The organism is Bradyrhizobium brasilense, from assembly GCF_029714345.1.
Lineage (GTDB): Bacteria > Pseudomonadota > Alphaproteobacteria > Rhizobiales > Xanthobacteraceae > Bradyrhizobium > Bradyrhizobium australafricanum.
Genome location: NZ_CP121669.1, coordinates 7,716,857 through 7,735,245, shown reverse-complemented (window position 1 = coordinate 7,735,245; position 18,389 = coordinate 7,716,857). Strand labels below are relative to the sequence as shown.

General features: G+C 64.0%; 21 protein-coding genes and 1 tRNA gene. 11 read left to right on the top strand and 11 right to left on the bottom strand.

Going from position 1 to position 18,389, the window contains the following annotated elements:
- Positions 1 to 118: 118 nt before the first annotated feature.
- Together QA635_RS35680 and QA635_RS35675 are read right to left on the bottom strand one after the other, a co-directional pair.
- A tRNA-OTHER gene (locus QA635_RS35680) sits at positions 119 to 194 on the bottom strand.
- A 77-nt stretch (positions 195 to 271) separates the two neighbouring features.
- The gene (locus tag QA635_RS35675; protein WP_283064464.1) at positions 272 to 961 is read right to left on the bottom strand and encodes a class I SAM-dependent methyltransferase; all 690 of its coding nucleotides are present in this window, start codon (positions 959 to 961) and stop codon (positions 272 to 274) included.
- 123 nt (positions 962 to 1,084) lie between these two features.
- On the opposite strand from QA635_RS35675, the gene QA635_RS35670 reads away from it, so the two are divergent.
- Entirely contained in the window at positions 1,085 to 1,612 is a 528-nt protein-coding gene (locus tag QA635_RS35670) for a Dps family protein (protein ID WP_283064462.1), read from the top strand.
- Between the two features lie 106 nt (positions 1,613 to 1,718).
- On the opposite strand, the gene QA635_RS35665 is transcribed toward QA635_RS35670, so the two are convergent.
- The 5 genes from QA635_RS35665 to carA all read right to left on the bottom strand — a co-directional run bounded on the left by QA635_RS35665 (position 1,719) and on the right by carA (position 7,330).
- On the bottom strand, positions 1,719 to 3,182 hold the full coding sequence (locus QA635_RS35665; protein ID WP_283064460.1) for a DUF1254 domain-containing protein: 1,464 nt from the start codon (positions 3,180 to 3,182) through the stop codon (positions 1,719 to 1,721).
- A 513-nt stretch (positions 3,183 to 3,695) separates the two neighbouring features.
- Positions 3,696 to 4,217, bottom strand: coding sequence for a hypothetical protein (locus tag QA635_RS35660; RefSeq protein ID WP_283064458.1), 522 nt, complete (start codon positions 4,215 to 4,217; stop codon positions 3,696 to 3,698).
- 66 nt (positions 4,218 to 4,283) lie between these two features.
- Positions 4,284 to 5,384, bottom strand: a complete 1,101-nt coding sequence (locus tag QA635_RS35655) for a mandelate racemase/muconate lactonizing enzyme family protein (RefSeq protein ID WP_283064456.1) — start codon at positions 5,382 to 5,384, stop codon at positions 4,284 to 4,286.
- A gap of 150 nt (positions 5,385 to 5,534) precedes the next feature.
- The gene (locus QA635_RS35650; RefSeq protein WP_283064454.1) at positions 5,535 to 6,032 is read right to left on the bottom strand and encodes a PaaI family thioesterase; all 498 of its coding nucleotides are present in this window, start codon (positions 6,030 to 6,032) and stop codon (positions 5,535 to 5,537) included.
- 104 nt (positions 6,033 to 6,136) lie between these two features.
- A complete protein-coding gene (gene carA / locus QA635_RS35645) occupies positions 6,137 to 7,330 on the bottom strand; it encodes a glutamine-hydrolyzing carbamoyl-phosphate synthase small subunit (protein ID WP_283064452.1) in 1,194 nt (397 codons plus the stop codon).
- Between the two features lie 160 nt (positions 7,331 to 7,490).
- On the opposite strand from carA, the gene QA635_RS35640 reads away from it, so the two are divergent.
- From QA635_RS35640 to QA635_RS35605, 8 genes are all read left to right on the top strand, one after another.
- On the top strand, positions 7,491 to 8,192 hold the full coding sequence (locus QA635_RS35640) for an alpha/beta fold hydrolase (RefSeq protein WP_283064450.1): 702 nt from the start codon (positions 7,491 to 7,493) through the stop codon (positions 8,190 to 8,192).
- A 58-nt stretch (positions 8,193 to 8,250) separates the two neighbouring features.
- Positions 8,251 to 8,706, top strand: coding sequence for a GatB/YqeY domain-containing protein (locus tag QA635_RS35635; protein ID WP_028333117.1), 456 nt, complete (start codon positions 8,251 to 8,253; stop codon positions 8,704 to 8,706).
- A 119-nt stretch (positions 8,707 to 8,825) separates the two neighbouring features.
- Entirely contained in the window at positions 8,826 to 9,443 is a 618-nt protein-coding gene (gene folE / locus QA635_RS35630; RefSeq protein ID WP_283064446.1) for a GTP cyclohydrolase I FolE, read from the top strand.
- Between the two features lie 27 nt (positions 9,444 to 9,470).
- Complete coding sequence (locus QA635_RS35625) at positions 9,471 to 10,991, top strand: FAD-dependent oxidoreductase (protein ID WP_283064444.1); 1,521 nt, start codon at positions 9,471 to 9,473, stop codon at positions 10,989 to 10,991.
- A gap of 269 nt (positions 10,992 to 11,260) precedes the next feature.
- Positions 11,261 to 12,871, top strand: coding sequence for an acyl-CoA synthetase (locus QA635_RS35620; RefSeq protein WP_283064442.1), 1,611 nt, complete (start codon positions 11,261 to 11,263; stop codon positions 12,869 to 12,871).
- A 32-nt stretch (positions 12,872 to 12,903) separates the two neighbouring features.
- Complete coding sequence (locus QA635_RS35615; RefSeq protein ID WP_283064440.1) at positions 12,904 to 13,374, top strand: MarR family winged helix-turn-helix transcriptional regulator; 471 nt, start codon at positions 12,904 to 12,906, stop codon at positions 13,372 to 13,374.
- A gap of 79 nt (positions 13,375 to 13,453) precedes the next feature.
- A complete protein-coding gene (locus QA635_RS35610; RefSeq protein ID WP_283064437.1) occupies positions 13,454 to 13,822 on the top strand; it encodes a nuclear transport factor 2 family protein in 369 nt (122 codons plus the stop codon).
- A gap of 3 nt (positions 13,823 to 13,825) precedes the next feature.
- Positions 13,826 to 14,263, top strand: a complete 438-nt coding sequence (locus QA635_RS35605; protein WP_283064435.1) for a hypothetical protein — start codon at positions 13,826 to 13,828, stop codon at positions 14,261 to 14,263.
- A 192-nt stretch (positions 14,264 to 14,455) separates the two neighbouring features.
- On the opposite strand, the gene QA635_RS35600 is transcribed toward QA635_RS35605, so the two are convergent.
- Genes QA635_RS35600 through QA635_RS35585 form a run of 4 tightly spaced genes read right to left on the bottom strand, consistent with a single transcriptional unit; the run spans position 14,456 to position 16,235 of the window.
- A complete protein-coding gene (locus QA635_RS35600) occupies positions 14,456 to 14,971 on the bottom strand; it encodes an SRPBCC family protein (protein ID WP_283064433.1) in 516 nt (171 codons plus the stop codon).
- A gap of 32 nt (positions 14,972 to 15,003) precedes the next feature.
- Entirely contained in the window at positions 15,004 to 15,471 is a 468-nt protein-coding gene (locus QA635_RS35595) for an SRPBCC family protein (protein ID WP_057018077.1), read from the bottom strand.
- Entirely contained in the window at positions 15,464 to 15,928 is a 465-nt protein-coding gene (locus QA635_RS35590; RefSeq protein WP_283064431.1) for an SRPBCC family protein, read from the bottom strand. Before QA635_RS35590 ends, QA635_RS35595 begins: the two co-directional genes overlap by 8 nt.
- Positions 15,921 to 16,235: an ArsR/SmtB family transcription factor gene (locus QA635_RS35585; RefSeq protein WP_028343393.1), complete on the bottom strand. Its 315-nt coding sequence runs from the start codon at positions 16,233 to 16,235 to the stop codon at positions 15,921 to 15,923. The genes QA635_RS35590 and QA635_RS35585 overlap by 8 nt, the downstream gene beginning before the upstream one ends.
- A 120-nt stretch (positions 16,236 to 16,355) precedes the next feature.
- On the opposite strand from QA635_RS35585, the gene QA635_RS35580 reads away from it, so the two are divergent.
- Positions 16,356 to 17,798 (top strand): LVIVD repeat-containing protein, encoded by a 1,443-nt coding sequence (locus tag QA635_RS35580; RefSeq protein ID WP_341850407.1) that lies wholly within the window; start codon positions 16,356 to 16,358, stop codon positions 17,796 to 17,798.
- A 7-nt stretch (positions 17,799 to 17,805) separates the two neighbouring features.
- Positions 17,806 to 18,348 carry a hypothetical protein gene (locus QA635_RS35575; RefSeq protein WP_283064424.1) on the top strand — a complete coding sequence of 181 codons (543 nt, stop codon included), beginning with the start codon at positions 17,806 to 17,808 and terminating at the stop codon, positions 18,346 to 18,348.
- Positions 18,349 to 18,389: the final 41 nt, after the last annotated feature.

The window sequence follows — 18,389 nt, the reverse complement described above, 5'->3', positions numbered from 1 at the left end:
TTGGGGGTGCTCGGGATTGGGAGGGGGCTACCGGCCCGGCTTCGCCCTGCGGGCTACGCCGCGGCAGCCTTCGCTACGAGAAGGCCTGCCGAGCCGAAGCTGCGTCAGCAGCGAAGGCTGGAGGCCCGGCCTGGATTTGAACCAGGATAAACAGTGTTGCACCACTGCCGCGTCGAAGCTTCCGCCACCGGGCCGAGCGGATCATTGCTGATTATTTCAGCGGCCGCCACGTTTACTGGTGGGTAACGTTAATAGCTGGCGCAACCCAGGATCAGTGGTGCGCCACGAACGTCATCCGCCACGGATTGTGCCCGATATTGCGCGGCGCGCGCCGGGCGCTGAACCCCGCGGCGCCGAGCTTGGCGATCATCTCGTCCTCGCGGTAGCGCTGCAGTCCGATCCGGGTGCGCAGCTGGCGGTAGTCGGACAGCGCGGTTGAAGCCAGCCCGACCAGCGCATCGCGCAGGAAACCGTGGGTCGCCGCAAAGCGCAGCAGGGCCGCGACGTCCCTCGCCATCCCGACTTCAGGCCGCAGGATATCGCCGAGCACGAACCGGCCCGAGGGCTTCAGCAGGCGGTGGATCACGTCGAACGCGGAATCGAGCTCCTGCGGCGTCATGTATTGCGTCACCGAGTTCATCACCACGAGGTCGATCGAGTCCGCGTCCATGTGCTTCAGGTCATCGAGCGAGCGGACACGGATGCGGGTGTCGGGCGCAAAGCGCGCGACCAGACGGCCGCGTACGCCGGGCGCCGGCTCCGCCAGATAGAGCTGGGCGCAGGCATTGGCGACCTTCGCCGCCGACAGGGCCTCGCCGCAGGCATAGTCGAGCACCACGGCATCCGGCGACGTGATGTAGCCGATGATGTCGTTTGCGATGATCCGGAAATGCAGGTCACGGTGCAGTCGGCTCGCATAGATCGTATGCGTGGAATCGTAATAATCGATCCATTCATCCATCGCGTTTGGTATCCGGCAGAACGGGTTCCTAGCCTCAGGAACGGGTGGGCTGATGATGCGTTAGCGGTCCGGCGGCCAATGTTCAATGCGCCGAAATACGGGTTCCTAACAGGAAGGTCCAACGTGAGCAAAGCCAAGACTGACAAGATCTCGCCCGATCTCGACACGCCGAGCGACCTGCCGCAGGCTGCGGTGGACACGATCTCGGCCTCGCTCAACACGCTTCTGGCCGACGCCTTCGCGCTCTATTTTAAGACCAAGAATTTCCATTGGCACGTCAGCGGCCGGCATTTCCATGATTACCATTTGTTGCTGGACGAGCAGTCGGAGGCGATCTTCGCGGCCACCGATCAACTCGCCGAGCGGGTGCGCAAGCTTGGCGGCGCGACGCTGAAGTCGATCGGCGATATCGCCAAGCATCAGACCATCAAGGACAATGACGACGATTATGTGCCGCCGCGCGAAATGCTGCGCGAGTTGATGGAAGACAACAAGCACATGGCGGCTGCGATGCGCAAGGCGCACAAGCTGGCTGACGACCAGGAGGACTCCGGCACCGCAGGCCTGCTCGAAACCTTCATCGACGAAACCGAGCGCCGCACCTGGTTCCTGTTCGAGGCCAGCCGCCAGGAAGGCAGCAACGCGGCGTAAGCTGCGTTGCCGCACCCGCGAGGAAGCAATCCAGAGCTGCTTTGCTCCGGACTGCTTCGCGAAGCTTGCGGTCTGGCCGCCCGGCTGCGGTCAGTGCGGTTGAAGCCTACTGAGCTGACAGACCCACCGCTGTCTCCAATCGCACGATCGGCGGAGGATTCCACTTTCCGGTCAGCGCCTCCGATTTCGGACCGTAAAGGCGCATGGTCAGGTTGAAAGCGCCCTTCGGCGCCGGGAGCCAGTTGGCTTGCTTGTCCGCGCCCGGACTTTCGTTCTGGAAGTAGAGATCGAGCGAGCCGTCCGGGTTGTATTTGAACGGCATCCAGCTGGAGACCGCGAAGCGGTTCAGCACGTTGCCGACCTGGAATCCTTCCTGGTCGTAAAGCGTGATCGACCAGAAGGCATTGACCGGCGGGGCCGCGCCCTTCTCAAAGGTGATCGTATACTTGTTGGCGCCGTCGAGCGGTTTGCCGGTATTGTCGGCGAGATTGAGCGGATAAATGGCGTCCTCCGGCAGGTTGGCGCCAAGCCCGAGCTGCGCGACGATCGCACGCTTCAAATAGTAGTTGCCGTAAACGCCCATCGTGTCGGTGTTCATCGACCAGCCGTTCGCAACGCGCGCCAGCGTCGGCACCTTCCATGCCATCAGCTTCTGCCCGTCCTGCGGCGCCGTCTCCAGCGCCCGTTGCAGCACCGGGTCCACCTTGCTGATTTCGAAGCTCTTGCCGGGCTCGATGCCGATCCTCTTCATCTGCGCGATGATTGGTTCATCGGTGATGTGCGGCGGGTGAAGCTTGAGCAGCTCGGCGGCCTGCGCGAAGTAGACGCCGGCCGACATGGTATCGACCTGCACCTTGGGCGCCGTCTTCATGTCGACGCTGGGATCGATCCTGACCTCGGTCGGCTTCTGAGTCTTGCCGAACTCGGAGAGAGGCGAGACCTTGTAGCCGGCCTGGATCTTGTGGACCGCATCGTAGTCCGGCGGGCCGTCCGTCTTGGTGCGGCCAATGACCCAGACGTAAGGCGTCGGCGCGTCGATGCGCTGGGTATCCTTCGGAAGCTTGAACTCCTCCGCAAACCTGTCGCGCAGATCAGGCCGCCATCCCGGAGCCGTCACCAGAAAGGTCCCCGCTTTGGTGCCCGTGGTGCGCCAGCCGGGCGAGGCGAACACATCCGACCACATGTCCAGCATCGGCAGCAAATAGAAGCGTCCATCGGTATCGGGAACGGAGACGACAACCGGCTCCTTGGTCATGTCCAGCCATGAAACGGAATAGAGCGTATCGAAGTTGGACCGCACCACGCCCTTGAAATTCGCCGGTGGGTATTCGGGCACGTTGACGAAGGTATTCATCGGGCCCTTGAAGTTGTCCTTGCCGGGCTCGACGTTGGTGAACTGCTTTCGCGTGATGTCCATCGTCAGGAGCGGGTAGAAGTAAATATAGGCGTCCACCGCGATCGCGTGTGCCTCCTGCTCGTTGATTGCCGGCGCCGTCTGGGCCAGCGCTGCAGGCGCGGTAGCCGCGCCAATGCAGAGCGACAATGTCAGCGTCAGAATTCCTCGAAACATGTCGAATTCTCCTCTCCTGATCTCTGTTGCGGTTGCTTGTGGGAAGCGCGGAGCATCTGATGCCGTCAGGTGATGTGTATGACCTCCGTTGCTCCTGCAAAAAGAGCAGCAGCGGACGCGGAAGCTCTGTCACTCCCGCAGATGAATCGCGCGCTTTAAGGTGTCATTGGCGGCATAAATCGCCGCAGCGATGCTGACTTAAATCAAGGTTCTTTGAAAAGTGATGCCGGCAGGCTTAACGTTGAAAAGGGCTGCACTACCTCCACGTGTGGCACTCTAGCACGAGCAGGAAGCGGGAGCGAGTAGCGCTCAATATGGCGACAGGCCGAATCGTCAGTGGCCTTCCGTGATCACGGGCATTCTCTGCCCGCATAGTTTCGGGAATCCGTTGAGCGCGCAAAAAGAGCCGCACGCATAACGATTGGGCTACGGATAATCAATTTAGGTTGCCTGTATCCCGTCACCTTCCCCAAGGGGGAGAACGAAACACAGTCCGTTCGACAATCTTGAATCCTAGCGTTTCCACAGCCGCAGCAGCGGGCCATGGTTGCCCAGCACCGGATCGGTCGCGGGGATCGTGACCTGTGGGATCGTCTTCAGCGCCCTGGCGTGATTCTCCGGCGTCGGCCGCTGCAGATCCATCGGCGGGCCCGGCGGATAGGCGCCGACCACGCAGAAATCGTCGCTCGCCGACAGGCATTGATGCCCGGTGCCGGCCGGCAGGATCGCGACGTCGCCTGCTGCGATCTCCAGAGCCTGCCCATGATCGCCGCCGAACTGCACGCGCGCGCGGCCGCGCGCGACGCCCAGCACCTCGTGCACGGTGGCGTGGTAATGCGCGAAGTCGTAGACGCCGTTGCGCCACATCGCGCCCCAGCCGTTGTTGCCGAACAGCTGCTCGATGGTGGCCTCGGGATTGCTGCTGACGTCGACGGCGGCCTTGTAGACCAGGAACGGCATCGGGTTGTTCGGCACCAGGCCGTCGTCCCGGAAGACGATGGTCTGGGGTTCGATATCGGTACGGACGACCGACATGGTGGCTCTCCAGCGCTGCGAGGTGGTCTCCAGACCATCAAACCGTCGGTCCGCAAACCGTTCCAGCTAGATTTTGAACTTCAACGCGTCTTCCCTGAACCTGAGCCCGTGCCCGGGCCGTTCCGGCGCGGTGATCATGCCGTTGGCGATCTCGGGCGGGTCGACCCAGAGATCGTCGATCAGTGCCATGTTCTCGCACCAGATGCCGTTCGGAATCGAAGCCAAGAGGTGCACATTGAGTTCGGGAAACAGGTGCGGCGCGATGGTGATGCCGAACGTGTCCGCAAGCGCCGCGATCTTGCGCAGGTCGGTCATGCCGCCGCGCATCGGGTCGGGTTGCAGGATCGGCAGGCAGGGATTGAGAAAGAACGGCCGCAGATCGTAGCGCGTGAAATGCGTCTCGCCGCCGACGACGCGCATGTCGAGCGCCGCCGCGATCCGCTGGTAACCGGCGAAATCATCGGCCGGCACCGGCTCCTCGAGCCAGTAGATATCGTATTTCTCGAACTTGCGTCCCATCTCGATCGCGACATCGGCGCTCCAGCCCATGTTGACGTCGATCATGATGTCGATGTCGGGCCCGAGTGCCTCGCGCATGCGGCGCACATTGTCGAGGTCCTGCGCCGGCGTGTGGACGTGCGCGACCTGCATCTTGATCGCCTTGTAGCCCTGCTTCACGAAATGCAGCGCCTTCTCGATCATCCCGTCGCCGCCGGCGCCCCGGAAGCAGCCGGAACCATAGATCGGGATTTCCGAGCGATAATGCCCCCACAGCCGGTGCAGCGGCAGGCCGGCCCGTTTCCCCACCGCGTCCCACAGTGCGATGTCGAGCGCCGACATGGCCATCGCGGCGATGCCGCCGCGGCCATAGGTCGTCGTCGCCGTCCACAGATCGCGCCAGATCGCCTCGATCGCGGTGGCGTCCTTGCCGATGACGCGCGGGATGATGCATTCCTCGAGACAGGCCGCGATCGACTTCATCGCCGGCTTGAACACGAACAGATAGCCCATGCCGGTGACGCTGCCGGATGTTTCGACGTCACAGATCAGAATGTCGCGCGTCGCGCCGAGCGCCGCGCCTTTCAGCCAGGGATCGTTGGCCCAGGGCACCCGCAGCATCGTCACGCGGATGTCGCGGATGGTCATGTCTGAATGGGCTGAAGTCATCGGCGTTCCCTTTCAAGGCCGGATCATGTTTGCCTGATCTCGGACAGGGAAACTCAATCACAGAGCGCAGGCCGCGATCCAGCGCGCTTCGTCATGGCTCCAATGCGCCAAGATCTGGCGCCAAGATCTGGCGCCAAGACGCGATTGCCTTCAGGTCGTCTTGGGCAACTCGAACACCAGGCAGGTCGTGGTGGCATGCGCGAGCAGCTTGCCCTTGCCGTCGGTAATCCGCGCTTCCGCGGTCGCAACCCGGCGGCCGGCGTTGAGCACGTGGCCCTCGGTGCGGATTTTGCCGGTGTCCTGGCTCATGCCGCGGACGAAGGAGATCTTGAACTCCAGCGTGGTGTAGCCAAAGCCTTGCGGCAGCGTGGTCTGCACCGCAAGCCCCATCGCGGAATCCAAGAGGATCGCGGCGTAGCCGCCATGCACCGAGCCGATCGGGTTGTAGTGGCGCAGGCCCGGGACGCTGTGGATCACCACATGGCCGGTCTCGGCGGTGCAGTCGAACGGCTCGACATTTTCCATGATCGGCGGCTCCGGCAGGGTCCGGGCGAAGATGCCGCGCACGAAGTCGAGCCCGGACATCGACGCCATCACCGCCATCGAGGAGACGCCGTAGACGGGCTTCGGGGTGGCGGGGGCGGTCATTGAGAAAAATCTCCGTCATTGCGAGCGAAGCGAAGCAATCCATCGCTCCAAGCTGGGATAGATGGATTGCTTCGTCGCTGCGCTCCTCGCAATGACGGGTGTGTCTACGCGGCCTGCTTGTTCTTCCGCATCAGATCGGCGAAGCGCTGGAACAGGTAGTGCGAGTCGCGCGGGCCGGGCGAGGCTTCCGGGTGGTACTGCACCGAGAACACCGGCTTGCCCTCAAGCGTGATGCCGCAATTGGAGCCGTCGAACAGCGAGATATGGGTCTGGGTCGCGCCTTTCGGCAGCGTCGCCTGGTCCACGGCAAAGCCGTGGTTCATCGAGGTGATCTCGACCTTGCCGGTGGTCTCGTCCTTGACCGGATGGTTGGCGCCGTGATGGCCCTGATGCATCTTCATGGTCTTGGCCCCGACGGCAAGGCCAAGCATCTGATGGCCGAGGCAGATGCCGAAGGTCGGCGTCCCCGAAGCGATCACCTTCTGGATGACGGGCACGGCATATTTGCCGGTGGCGGCCGGATCGCCGGGGCCGTTCGACAGGAATACGCCGTCCGGCTTCATCGCCAGGATGTCTTCGGCGGCGGTCGTCGCCGGCACCACGGTCACCTTGGCGCCGACGCCGGCGAGCAGGCGCAGGATGTTGCGCTTGATGCCGTAGTCGATCGCGACCACGTTGAATTCCGGCGCAGTCTGCTGGCCGAAACCGTTGCCCCACACCCAGGGCGTCTCGTCCCAGGTGAAGCGCTGGCCGGAGGTGACCATCGGCACCAGGTCCATGCCCTCGAGGCCGGGCCATTCGCGGGCTTCTTCCTTCAGGCCGTGCAGGTCGAACTCGCCGTTTCTGGCGTGCACGATCACCGCATTGGGCATGCCCTTGGAGCGGATCAGCGCGGTCAGCGCGCGGGTGTCGATGCCGGAAAGGCCGATGATGCCGCGCGCCTTCAACCACAGGTCGAGATGGCGGGTGGCGCGGTAATTCGAGGGATCTGATATCGCCGAGCGCAGGATCACGCCGCGCGCGCCGGGCGTCGCCGCCATGTTCACCGTCTCGATGTCTTCCTCGTTGGTACCGACATTGCCGATATGCGGGAAGGTGAAGGTGATGATCTGGCCGGCATAGGACGGATCGGTGAGGATCTCCTCATAGCCGGTCATCGCGGTGTTGAAGCAGACCTCGCCGACGGCGTGGCCTTCCGCGCCGAGACCGAAGCCTTCCAGCACGGTACCATCGGCGAGCACAAGGAGCGCGGTCGGTTTATGGTCCGGCCAGGCGGGAGCGTTTTCGGATGTTGTCATGAGCCCTTTAAATAGACGCCGCACCCTGCGGCGTCAAAGCGAAAGGGCACGGATTCACACGGCAATACCGGCCGATTTGACAGGCCCGAACGGCCTTTTAATCTAAAGTTCCCTGAAGCGGCCGTTTGCTTGCCGAAAATGACCCGTCCGGAGCTCCCGCATGGATAATACGATGCCGATCCTGCTCGTCCCGGGCCTCATCTGCTCGCCGCGGATTTTCGCCCCGGTCATCCCGGCGCTGTGGCGATGCGGGCCGGTGACGGTCGCCAACCATGTCAGGGACGACAATATGGGGGCGATCGCCCGCCGGATCCTGGCCGAGGCGCCGCCGCGCTTTGCGCTCGCCGGGCACTCGATGGGCGGCTACATCGCCTTCGAGATCATGCGGCAGGCGCCGGACCGGGTTGCGAAGCTGGCGCTGATGAGCACCCAGGCGCGGGCCGATACACCGGAAGCGACCGCGCGTCGCCGCGGCATGATCGAGCGTGCCAGAAGCGGCCAATATCGCAGCGTGGTCGATGAGCTGTTTCCGGGCTTCGTGCATCCGTCGCGGCAGGGCGATGCAAGCCTGCGCCGGATCGTCGACGACATGAGCGAGGACGTCGGCGCCGAGGCTTTCATCGGCCAGCAGAACGCGGTGCTCAGCCGGCCGGATTCGCGGCCGAGCATGGCCTGGATCAAGTGCCCGACCTTGGTGCTGACGTCGGATACCGACAACACCGTGCCGAATTCGCTGTCGGACGAGATGGCCAACGGCATTCCCGGCGCAAAACTTGTAGTGCTCGCCAATTGCGGTCACCTGCCGCAGCTGGAACAGCCGCAGGCCTGCGCCGATGCGCTGGTCGAATGGCTGAGGAACTAGGTTGTTCTGCCGGTGCAAACTGCCTAGATGAGGGGATTGCTGGTTCAAGGACAACGAAATGCTGCGCGACGACATCAATACTGCGGTCAAGGAAGCGATGAAGGCGAAGGACGAGCGCAAGCTCTCCACGCTGCGCATGGTTAATTCGACCATCAAGAACGCCGACATCGACGCGCGCGGGCAGGGCAAGCCGCCACTCTCCGATGCCGACCTGCTCGGCTTGCTGCAGAAGATGATCAAGCAGCGCCAGGAGTCGGTCGAACTCTATGACAAGGGCGGCCGCGCCGAGCTCGCGGCCCAGGAGCGCGAGGAGATCGCCGTGATCTCGGCGTACCTGCCGAAGCAGATGTCCGATGACGACGTGAAGGCCGCGATCTCGGCGATCATCGCCGAGACGGGTGCCGCCGGCATCAAGGACATGGGCAAGGTGATCGGCGCGCTGAAGGCGAAATACGCCGGCCAGATGGATTTCGGCAAGGCCAGCGGCCTGGTGAAGGCGGCGCTGACGGGCTAGCCGTTCGTCCCGGCTGGCTTGCGGCGCAAAGTGCCGCGGGCCGAATTGCGGGAACCTTTCTGCTGACGGAGCATCTGACGGGCATGACCTCGCGATGACTCCGCAAAGGAAAGGCCCCGATGAACCCGATTGTGCATGCGCTGGATCGTGCAAGAGCCGCTCAAACCGAATCCGACAAGCCGACCCGGGCCGAAGTCGAGGCCGCAGTCCGCACCATCATCCGCTGGACCGGTGACGATCCGGAGCGGGATGGTTTGCTTGAAACTCCGGCGCGTGTGACGCGTTCGTTCGAGGAGTTCTTTGCGGGTTACGACCAACGTCCCGCGGAGATCCTGGAAAAGACCTTCGAGGAGATCGAAGGCTACGACGAAATGATTGCCCTGCGGGGCATCCGCTTCGAGAGCCATTGCGAGCATCATATGGCGCCGATCATCGGTCAGGCCTGGGTTGCCTACATCCCGAACGGCCGCGTGGTCGGCATCAGCAAGCTCGCGCGGGTGGTCGACATCTATGCCAGGCGTTTGCAGATTCAGGAGAAGATGACGGCGCAGATCGCCAACACCATCAACGAGGTCTTGAAGCCTCAGGGCGTGGCCGTCATCATCAAGGCGTCGCATCACTGCATGACGACCCGTGGCGTGCACAAGCCGGATACCGATCTCGTGACCAGCCGCATGCTGGGTTGCTTTCGCGACAATGCGCTAACCCGCCAGGAATTCCTCGGCATAGCGGTTTAGAGCGCCACAGGGCGATGGAGGAATGATATGGCCGACCAGCAAGCTCCTTCCGGTCCGGATCTGACACAAGGCGTTGCACTCTCCGACTTCACGGGCGCGATGTTGCTCGGCCATGTCGGCGACGAGGACGTGCTGCTGGTGCGTTCGGGCGCGGATATCTTCGCCATCGACGCGCATTGCAGCCACTACCACGGCCCGCTCGCCGAAGGCCTCCTTGAGGGCGAGACCGTCCATTGCCCCTGGCATCACGCCTGCTTCGATATTCGCACCGGTGAAGCGACCGCCGCGCCCGCCTTCAACGCGCTCACTGTCTGGAAGGTCGAGCGCGAGGGCGATCGCATCATCGTGCGCGAGAAGCGCGCGCAGCCGAAATTCCGCGTCAAGGGTCCGGTCGATGCGCCCGGCAGCATCGTGATTGTCGGCGGCGGCGGGGCAGGGTTCGCCGCCGCCGAGATGCTGCGGCGGCAGGACTATCGCGGCAGCATCGTCATGTTGAGCGGCGAGGCCGCGCCGCCGGTGGATCGTCCGAACCTGTCAAAGGACTTCCTCGCCGGCGGCGCGCCGGAAGACTGGCTGCCGCTGAAACCGGACGATTTCTATCGTGATGCGTCGATCGATCTCAGGCTCAGGACCGAGGTCAAGTCGATCGATACCGGCCGCCGCAATGTCCTGCTCGCCGGCGGCGAAACGCTCACCTATGACCGGCTGCTGCTGGCGACCGGCGCGGAGCCGGTGCGGCTGCCGATCCCGGGCGCGGATCAGCCCCACGTTCATGTGCTACGCACCGTCGACGATTGCCGGGCCATCATCGCCGCGGCCAGCGGAGCGCGCCGCGCGGTTGTGATCGGTGCGAGCTTCATCGGCCTCGAGGTGGCGGCCTCGCTCCGCGCGCGGGAAATCGAGGTCCACGTGGTCGGGCTGGAACAGCGGCCGATGGAGCGCGTGCTCGGGCCCGAGATGGGCGATTTCGTCCGCGCGTTGCACGAAGAGCATGGTGTCGTGTTCCACCTCGGCGACACGGTGACTGCGATCGAGGGCAAGCGCGCCCGCCTGAAGAGCGGGCCGGTGCTCGATGCCGATCTCGTCGTGGTCGGTGTCGGCGTGAAGCCGCGGCTGGCGCTGGCCGAAGCGGCCGGGCTCGCGATCGATCGCGGCGTGACAGTCGACGCCTATCTCGAGACCAGCGTTCCCGGCATCTACGCGGCCGGCGATATCGCGCGCTGGCCCGATCCGCACAGCGGCGAGGCGATCCGGGTCGAGCATTGGGTGGTGGCGGAGCGCCAGGGCCAGACCGCCGCGCGGAATATGCTTGGGCAGCGCGAGGTGTTCGACGCGGTGCCGTTCTTCTGGAGCCAGCATTACGACGTGCCGATCAACTATGTCGGCCATGCCGAGCAGTGGGACGAGATCGCGGTGGATGGCAGCATTGCCGGCAGGGATTGCGTGCTGCGCTACAAGCGCGGCGGGCGCGTGCTCGCGGTCGCATCGATCTATCGCGACCTCGATAGCCTCAAGGCCGAGGTCGCAATGGAGCGGGCGTCAGCCTGACGGCTTTCTCCTCAAGGATGTTCGTAGCCCGGATGCAGCGAAGCGAAATCCGGGGGAGTCTGTCCACTCGATGAGAACCCCGGATTGCGCGGAGCCTGTCATCGGGCGCGCGTTCGCGCACCGCTCCATCCGGGGTTCTTTATCCGGGCATCACATTCTTCGTCAGCCCGGGCTTGTCCCGGGCATCGACGTCTCTACAATCTGCCGCAGCAAAACGCGGATGGCAGGGGAACGCCCGGCCATGACGAGGGACGGAAGCAACACACACCATGCTCAAGGAAGCCGCTACTTACGACGAACTCTATCGCAACTTCCGCTGGGACGTTCCCGCGCGCTTCAACATGGCGACCGCGTGTTGCGACCGCCATGCCGACGGCACCGGGCGGCTCGCGCTGGTCTATGTCGACGAGGATGGCGGCACCACGCGCACCTCGTTTGACGAGGTCGCGGACGCCTCGCGCCGCTTCGCCAATGTGCTGACCGCCGACGGCCTGGTGCGCGGCGACCGCGTCGCGGTGTTCCTGTCGCAATCGCTCGAACTGCCGGTCGCGCATCTCGCGGCGTTTCGCGCAGCGATGATCTCGATCCCGCTGTTTGCGCTGTTCGGCGAGGACGCGCTCGAATTCCGCCTGTCGAATTCTGCTGCCAAGGCCGTGATCACCGATGAAGCAGGCTGGGAGAAGATCGCGAAAATCCGCGATCGTCTGCCCGAGTTGAAGAGCATCTATATCGTCGGCGAAAAGACGCCGGCGGGGACGAAGCCATTCTGGAGCGCGATCAAGTCGGCGTCGCCTGAGTTCGCGACCGTCGAAACCTCGGCCGACGATCCCGCGCTGATCATCTACACGTCGGGCACCACGGGCAACCCGAAGGGCGCGCTGCACGCGCATCGCGTCGTGCTCGGCCATCTGCCCAATGTCGAGATGTGCCACAACTTCTTGCCGAGGCCCGGCGACCTGATGTGGACGCCGGCCGACTGGGCCTGGATCGGCGGCCTGATCAACGGCCTGTTCGCATTCTGGTACCACGGCATCCCGATGGTCGGGCACCGCGCCCGCAAGTTCGAGCCGCAAGCGGCGATGCAGATGATGGCCGAGCTCGGCATTCGCAACGTGTTCCTGCCGCCGACCGCGCTGAAGCTGATGCGGCAGGCCGATGTGAAGAATTCCGGCGTCAGGCTGCGCAGCATCTTCACCGGCGGCGAGTCGCTCGGCGGTGAATTGCTGGATTGGGTGCGCGACACCTTCGGCATCGATGCCCATGAGGTGTTCGGCCAGACCGAATGCAATCTCGTGATCGGCAGCAATTCCAATCTGTTTCCGATCCGTCCGGGCTCGATGGGCCGCGCTACGCCGGGCTTCGACGTCCGCATCGTCAACGAGAAGGGCGAGGAGCTGCCGCGGGGCCAGCGCGGCATCATCGGCGTGCGCCAGCCGTGCCCCTGCACCATGATCGAGTACTGGCGCAATCCGGAAGCGACCGCGAAGAAATATGCCGGCGAATTCCTGCTGACCGGCGATCTCGGCGTGCAGGATGAGGACGGCTATTTCTGGTACGTCAGCCGCGAGGATGACGTCATCACCACGGCCGGCTATCGGGTCGGCCCGTCCGAGATCGAGCACACGCTGATGAAGCATCCGGCGGTCGCGATGTCGGCGGTGGTCGGCATCCCCGACCCGATCCGCACCGAATCGATCAAGGCCTGGATCGTGCTGCGGCCGGGCTTTGCGCCGGGTGATGCCTTGGCGCGCGAGATCCAGGAGTTCGTCAAGGTCCAGCTCGCCGCCCACGAGTATCCGCGCTTCGTGCAGTTCGCCGACAGCCTGCCGATGACGGCGACGGGCAAGGTGCTGCGGCGGGAGTTGAGGGCGCTGGGCTAGATTCTCTCTGGCAAGTCCGTCACGATACGCACATGCAAAAGACTGCCTCGCAGGCCCCCGGCCTGCATCGCGCCTCGCTCAGGAAGCTCCACGAACTGGATGCGGCGCTGGAGCTGATGTATTACGGCTGGCGCGGGATGACACTGGCGGCCGACCAGTATCTTGCCACGGTTGGCCTGTCGCGGCCGCACCATCGCATTCTCTATGTCATTGCGCGGCGGCCCGACATCTCGATCGGTTCGCTGATCGAGGTGCTCGGCATTTCCAAGCAGGCCCTGAACCGGCCACTTGGCCTGTTGCTGGAGCGTAAGCTCGTGGCGGCAAAGCGGTCGCCCGAGCAGCATCGTTCCAAATTGCTGCACCTGACCGCAGCAGGGCAACGCATCGAGCAGCGCGCGTCCGACCACGAGCGCGAGGTGCTCCGTGAGGCGTTCGGTCGCGTCGGCGCGCCCGGCACCGCCGCATGGATGGCGGTGATGGGAGCGATCGCCGACAACAACTAGCCTTCTCAAGTCAACATAGTTGACGTGAGAATCCCGCCGTGCCAGTCTGCCCTGCAGTCACGCGGGGGAGGGCAGTCGCATGGGCGAACAGATCATGGACCGGGCGGCCGCCGGACGCTTTGTCGAGGCGTGGTGCGCGAACTGGTGCGACGTCGATATCGACGCCGTCGTCGCGCACTTCGCTGAGAATGCCGAGATGCGCAGCCCGTTGGCGCTCAAACTGACGGACTCCCCCGTGGTCACGGGGGCCGAGAACATCCGCGCCTACTGGCGCAAGGCCTATGGCAGCATCGCAAGCGCGGACCTCAAGATCCTGAACTGGAGCTGGGACGAGACCATCGCGCGCCTGACGGTGTGGTGGCAACTCGGCGATACGCGCGCCAGCGAGTTCATGGACTTCGATGGCGCCGGCCGTGTGGTGCGCAGCGAAGCATTCTACGGAAAATAGCCCATGCGATTTTTGGATGTCGTCCTGCTGCTCAACGCGCTCTGGTTTGGCGCCGCATTCGTCCAGTTCAGCATCGCCCAGCGCAACACGCTGAAGATCCTGGTCCCACGCGAGGAGCGTGGAAACCCGATTGCGCCGACCTTGTCGGCCAGCGTCGCATTTCTCGGCGGCATCAATCTGCCGATCGGGCTGCTGTCGCTGTATTTCCTGGTCGCAAGGCCGCCGTTCTTTCAGGGCGTTGAGGCGCAGCTCTCACTGTTCCTGTTCTTCGCCGCGTGTCACTTCAGCCAGTTCGCCTACAATTTGCCTGTGCTGATGCGCGGCGGGCGCGTCGGGGTCGCTTACTGGCCGGTGCTGAAGGGCCCGATGCTCAGGATATTCGTCATCGACGCGACGCTGTTCGTGGCGAATCTGATCGTTGCTCTGCTGCTTGTGGCGTGAGCTACCGGTGCTGGGCGCAATCTCTCCCACCGTCGTCACGGGCAAGCGAAGCGCGACCCGGGACCCATAACCACAGCTATATGTTGTTGTGCGACGCCGTGGCCCCAGCGAACTTCACACGCAGAGCGATGGTAATGGGTCCCGGCCTTCGCAGGGACGACAGCGGAGTATGGAGCGGCTGTATCGCCAACCTTACGTCGGCATCGCAATTCCCAATTCCTTCAGCGCGGCCATCATGCGCGCTGGCGGCTGCATCGGGATCACCATTGCCTTGCCGGTCTCCACGAGGCTCTTCAGGCTGGAGAGGATCGCCGGCCAGCCGGTGCGGCCGCCTGAGAGAATGTCGTCGCTGATCGGACGGTCATGCGATTGCAGCAGCGTCAGCTTCACGCCGTCGCCGGCCGGTTCGATCTCCCAGGTGACGAGCGTCGGCCCGAGCTTTTCGACCAGCTGCGGCCAGTTGACGTTGAAGGTGACGGTCAGCCGCTTCAGGGGATCGCACTCGATCACCTCGCCGGAGATGTGCAGCGCGCCGTCGGGCGTCCGCACGACGTAGGCGCCGCCGATCCGCAGGTCGACCTCGACCGCGTTGCCGGAGAAATACTGCCGGCTGAATTCGGCAGTCGTCAAAGCCTGCCACACCTTCTCGGGCGTGGCGGCGATGTAGATTGCGTAGACGATTGCCGGTTTGAATTTCTCGATGTTCATGTCCGTTCGCACCCGTCGATAGATTTTCATTGTCATTCGAAGCCGTCGATCCCGAGCGCGGCCGGCGGGATCGTGACCGCCTTGCCGGTCTCGAGCAGGCTCTTGAGTCCCGACAGGATCGCCGGCCAGCCCTTGGAAATGCCGTCGAGCAGCTTGCTGCCCGCACCGAAGCCCTCATGGGTCACGGTCAGCTTCACGATCTTGCCATGGGCCTCCAGCGTGAAGACCACCTTGGTTGCCGGCTCCTTGCGCATGTCCTCGTCGAGCACGTGCTTGAAGGTGTAGGCGAGGCGCCGCGGCCGGTCGGCCTCGAGGATCTCGCCGGTGTCGGTGGTCTTGCCGCCCATCACCAGCGCGAGCGGCGAGCCGACCTTCCAGTCCGATTGCAACTCGGTGTCGAACCAGTATTGCCGCGTGAACGCGCTCTTGGTCAGCGCGTCCCACAGCTTGTCCGGCGTGGTCTCGATGTAGGTGACGTAGGCGAATTCGGGCTTAGGCATGGTAGGCCTCTCTGGCGCCGCTGGTGAGCAGGTCGGCCGGCAGTTCGCGCCCGGTCTCGAGGAAGCTCTTCAGGCTTGCGATCACCATCGGCCAGCCGCCGGAGATGTCGCGCAGCGTCTTCGGACCCAGATTATCATGCGTCACGGTCAGCTTGACCACTCCGCCGTGGGGTTCGATGTCGAAGGTCACGCGCGAGACCTGTTCGCGCTCGACGCCTTCCTTCACGACGTCCCAGCTGTAGGCGAGCTTGTTCGGTGGATCGGCGATCAGCACCTCGCCCTGCACGCTGCGTCGCCCGTCCTTGGTAAGAGAATAAAGCGAGCCGACCTTCCAGTCGGAGCTGACGCGATAGCCGAACCAGAAGCGTTCGGTGAATTCGCTCGAGGTCAGCGCGTGCCACAGTTTCTCGGCCGTGGTCTCGATATAGGTGACGTAGACGTAGTCCGGTTTACTCATCACGCTTCTCCAATTGTCTTTTCAACTCGCTCAGCGCGGCGAGTTTCCCGCGCTCGAACTTCCTGATCCACCGCTCGCCGATCTGATGGATCGGAACCGGGTTGAGATAGTGCAGCTTCTCGCGGCCATGCTTGATCGTGGTGACGAGGTTGGCCTCCTCGAGAATCACAAGGTGCTTGGTGACGGCCTGACGCGTCATGTCGAGGCCGTCGCAGAGCTCACCGAGCGTCTGCCCGTTCTGATCGTGAAGCCGGTCAAGCAGCGTTCGCCGTGAGGCATCCGCGAGGGCTTTGAAGACTTCATCCATGGGTCGGATAATATGCAACCAAATGGTTGCATGTCAAGAGCGTGTGTTTTGGCATCGGCAGCACCGTGCTAGCCTCGCCGGCAGCCAACGCAGATTGGTGTGGAACATTGGGTGGTGCGCATGGGCGGTCGCGTTACGGCAGTTTGCTGCACGTTCTTTCTTGTCCTGCTCGCAAATGGTGCGGGCGCCCAGCAGCCAAAGATCGGCGACCCGCCTGAAGCCTCCAACATGAGGCTGGTTGGAACCAGCGATTTGCAGGCGCGCAGCGCCTATCAGCCGACCATCCATCATCAGGGCGACAAATGGATCGCCTATATCGGTCATCACGGCGGCACCGACGACATTCCCGATCCCGTCAACCCGATGACCGGCAAGGCCGAGCCGAACGGCACCTCGATCGTCGACGTCACCGATCCCGCGCACCCGAAATATCTGCGGCACATTCCCGGACAGGAAGGCAAGTATGAATCCGGCGGCGCGCAGATGGTGCGGATCTGCGACGGCAAGGATCTGCCGAAGGGCGATCGCAACGCGGTCTACATGCTGCGTACCTTCGGCAGCGAGGCGCACGAGGTCTGGAACGTCGCCGATCCCGCCAATCCGGTGCTCGTCACCCGGATCGGCGGCCTGAAGGACACGCACAAGAGTTTTTGGGAATGCGGCACCGGCATCGCCTTCCTGGTGTCGGGCGCGCCGGACTGGCGCACGCGGCGCATGACGCAGGTCTATGATCTTTCCGATCCCGCGCACCCCACGAAGATCAGGGATTTCGGCCTGCCCGGGCAGGAGCCGGGCGCGACCGGCGCGGTGCCGACCGAACTGCACGGGCCGATCTCGACCGGGCCGCAGGGCAATCGCGTCTATTTCGGCTACGGCACCAACAAGGGCGGCTTCCTGCAGATCGTCGATCGCGACAAGCTGTTGAACGGACCGAAGCAGCCGACGCCGGACAATCTGAGATTCCCGGAGATCGCGCGGATGCCGCTGTCCGCCATGAACGGCGCGCATACTGTGTTTCCGCTGCCCGGCATGCCGGTCGCCGAGTTCGCCCACGATAAGGACGGCAAGAGCCGCGACATCGTGATGATCGTCGACGAGGCGATCCAGAACGAATGCGGTGAGGCGCGGCAGATGGTGTGGTTCGCCGACGTCACCACCGAGGCGCGGCCGATGCTGATCTCGAGCTACACGGTGCCCGAGGCCTCCGGCGCGTTCTGCGCGCGCGGCGGCCGGTTCGGCTCGCATTCGTCGAACGAGAGCATGGCGCCGGTCTACTACAAGAAGCTGGCCTTCATCGCCTTCTTCAACGCCGGCGTCCGCGCGCTCGACATCCGCGATCCCTATCATCCCAGGGAAGTCGGCTACTTCATTCCCTCCATCACGGCGGCGACCGACAAGCGCTGCGTCACCATCGACGGCAAGGACCGCTGCAAGGTCGCGATCCAGACCAATAATGTCGAGACCGACGAGCGCGGCTACATCTACGCGGTCGACCGCGCCAACACCGGCCTGCATATTCTCGAACTGACCGGCGCGGCGCGCGCCGTCGCCGGTCTGCCGTGAGCGCGCGATGATGCGCTCCTGGCCGGTCATCGCGGCGATGGTCCTCGTGCTCGGCGGGCTCTCCGCAGTTGCGGGCTACGAGATGGCGCCGCCGCGCGCGGCCGCGTGGCGCGAGATCGCCTGGCCGTTCCCGCGCGACGGCTGGCCCGCCGGCCGCGCTTTCCGTTGCGGCGCGGCGGAGTGCGGTGACGACCTCGAGGTTTATCTCAGGCCAAAACTCGGCTTCTGCAACTGCGACAGCGGCGTCGCCGATGACGACGAGGTCGACCGCGTTTCCGACGTCGACATGATCAGCCCGCGCTTTGTGCCGCTGAAGGCCGGCGATGTCGTTGCTGTCGCCGATATGCCGGGGCGGATCAGGGTCTATGATCTCGAGATGCCCAACGGGAAGCGCACTGCGATCGGCATCGCGGTGTCGCATCGCTGCGACCTGATGGCGGTCGTGGCGCAGGGGAGCGGCGATGTTGGGCGCGTGCAAGGCGCGACGTTGAAATTTCTGGAGGGGCGAGAGATCAGGTCATGGATGATCGCGGCAATGGAAGGCCGTTGAGCGCAGCGTGCGTCTTCACCTCGCCCCGCTTGCGGGGAGAG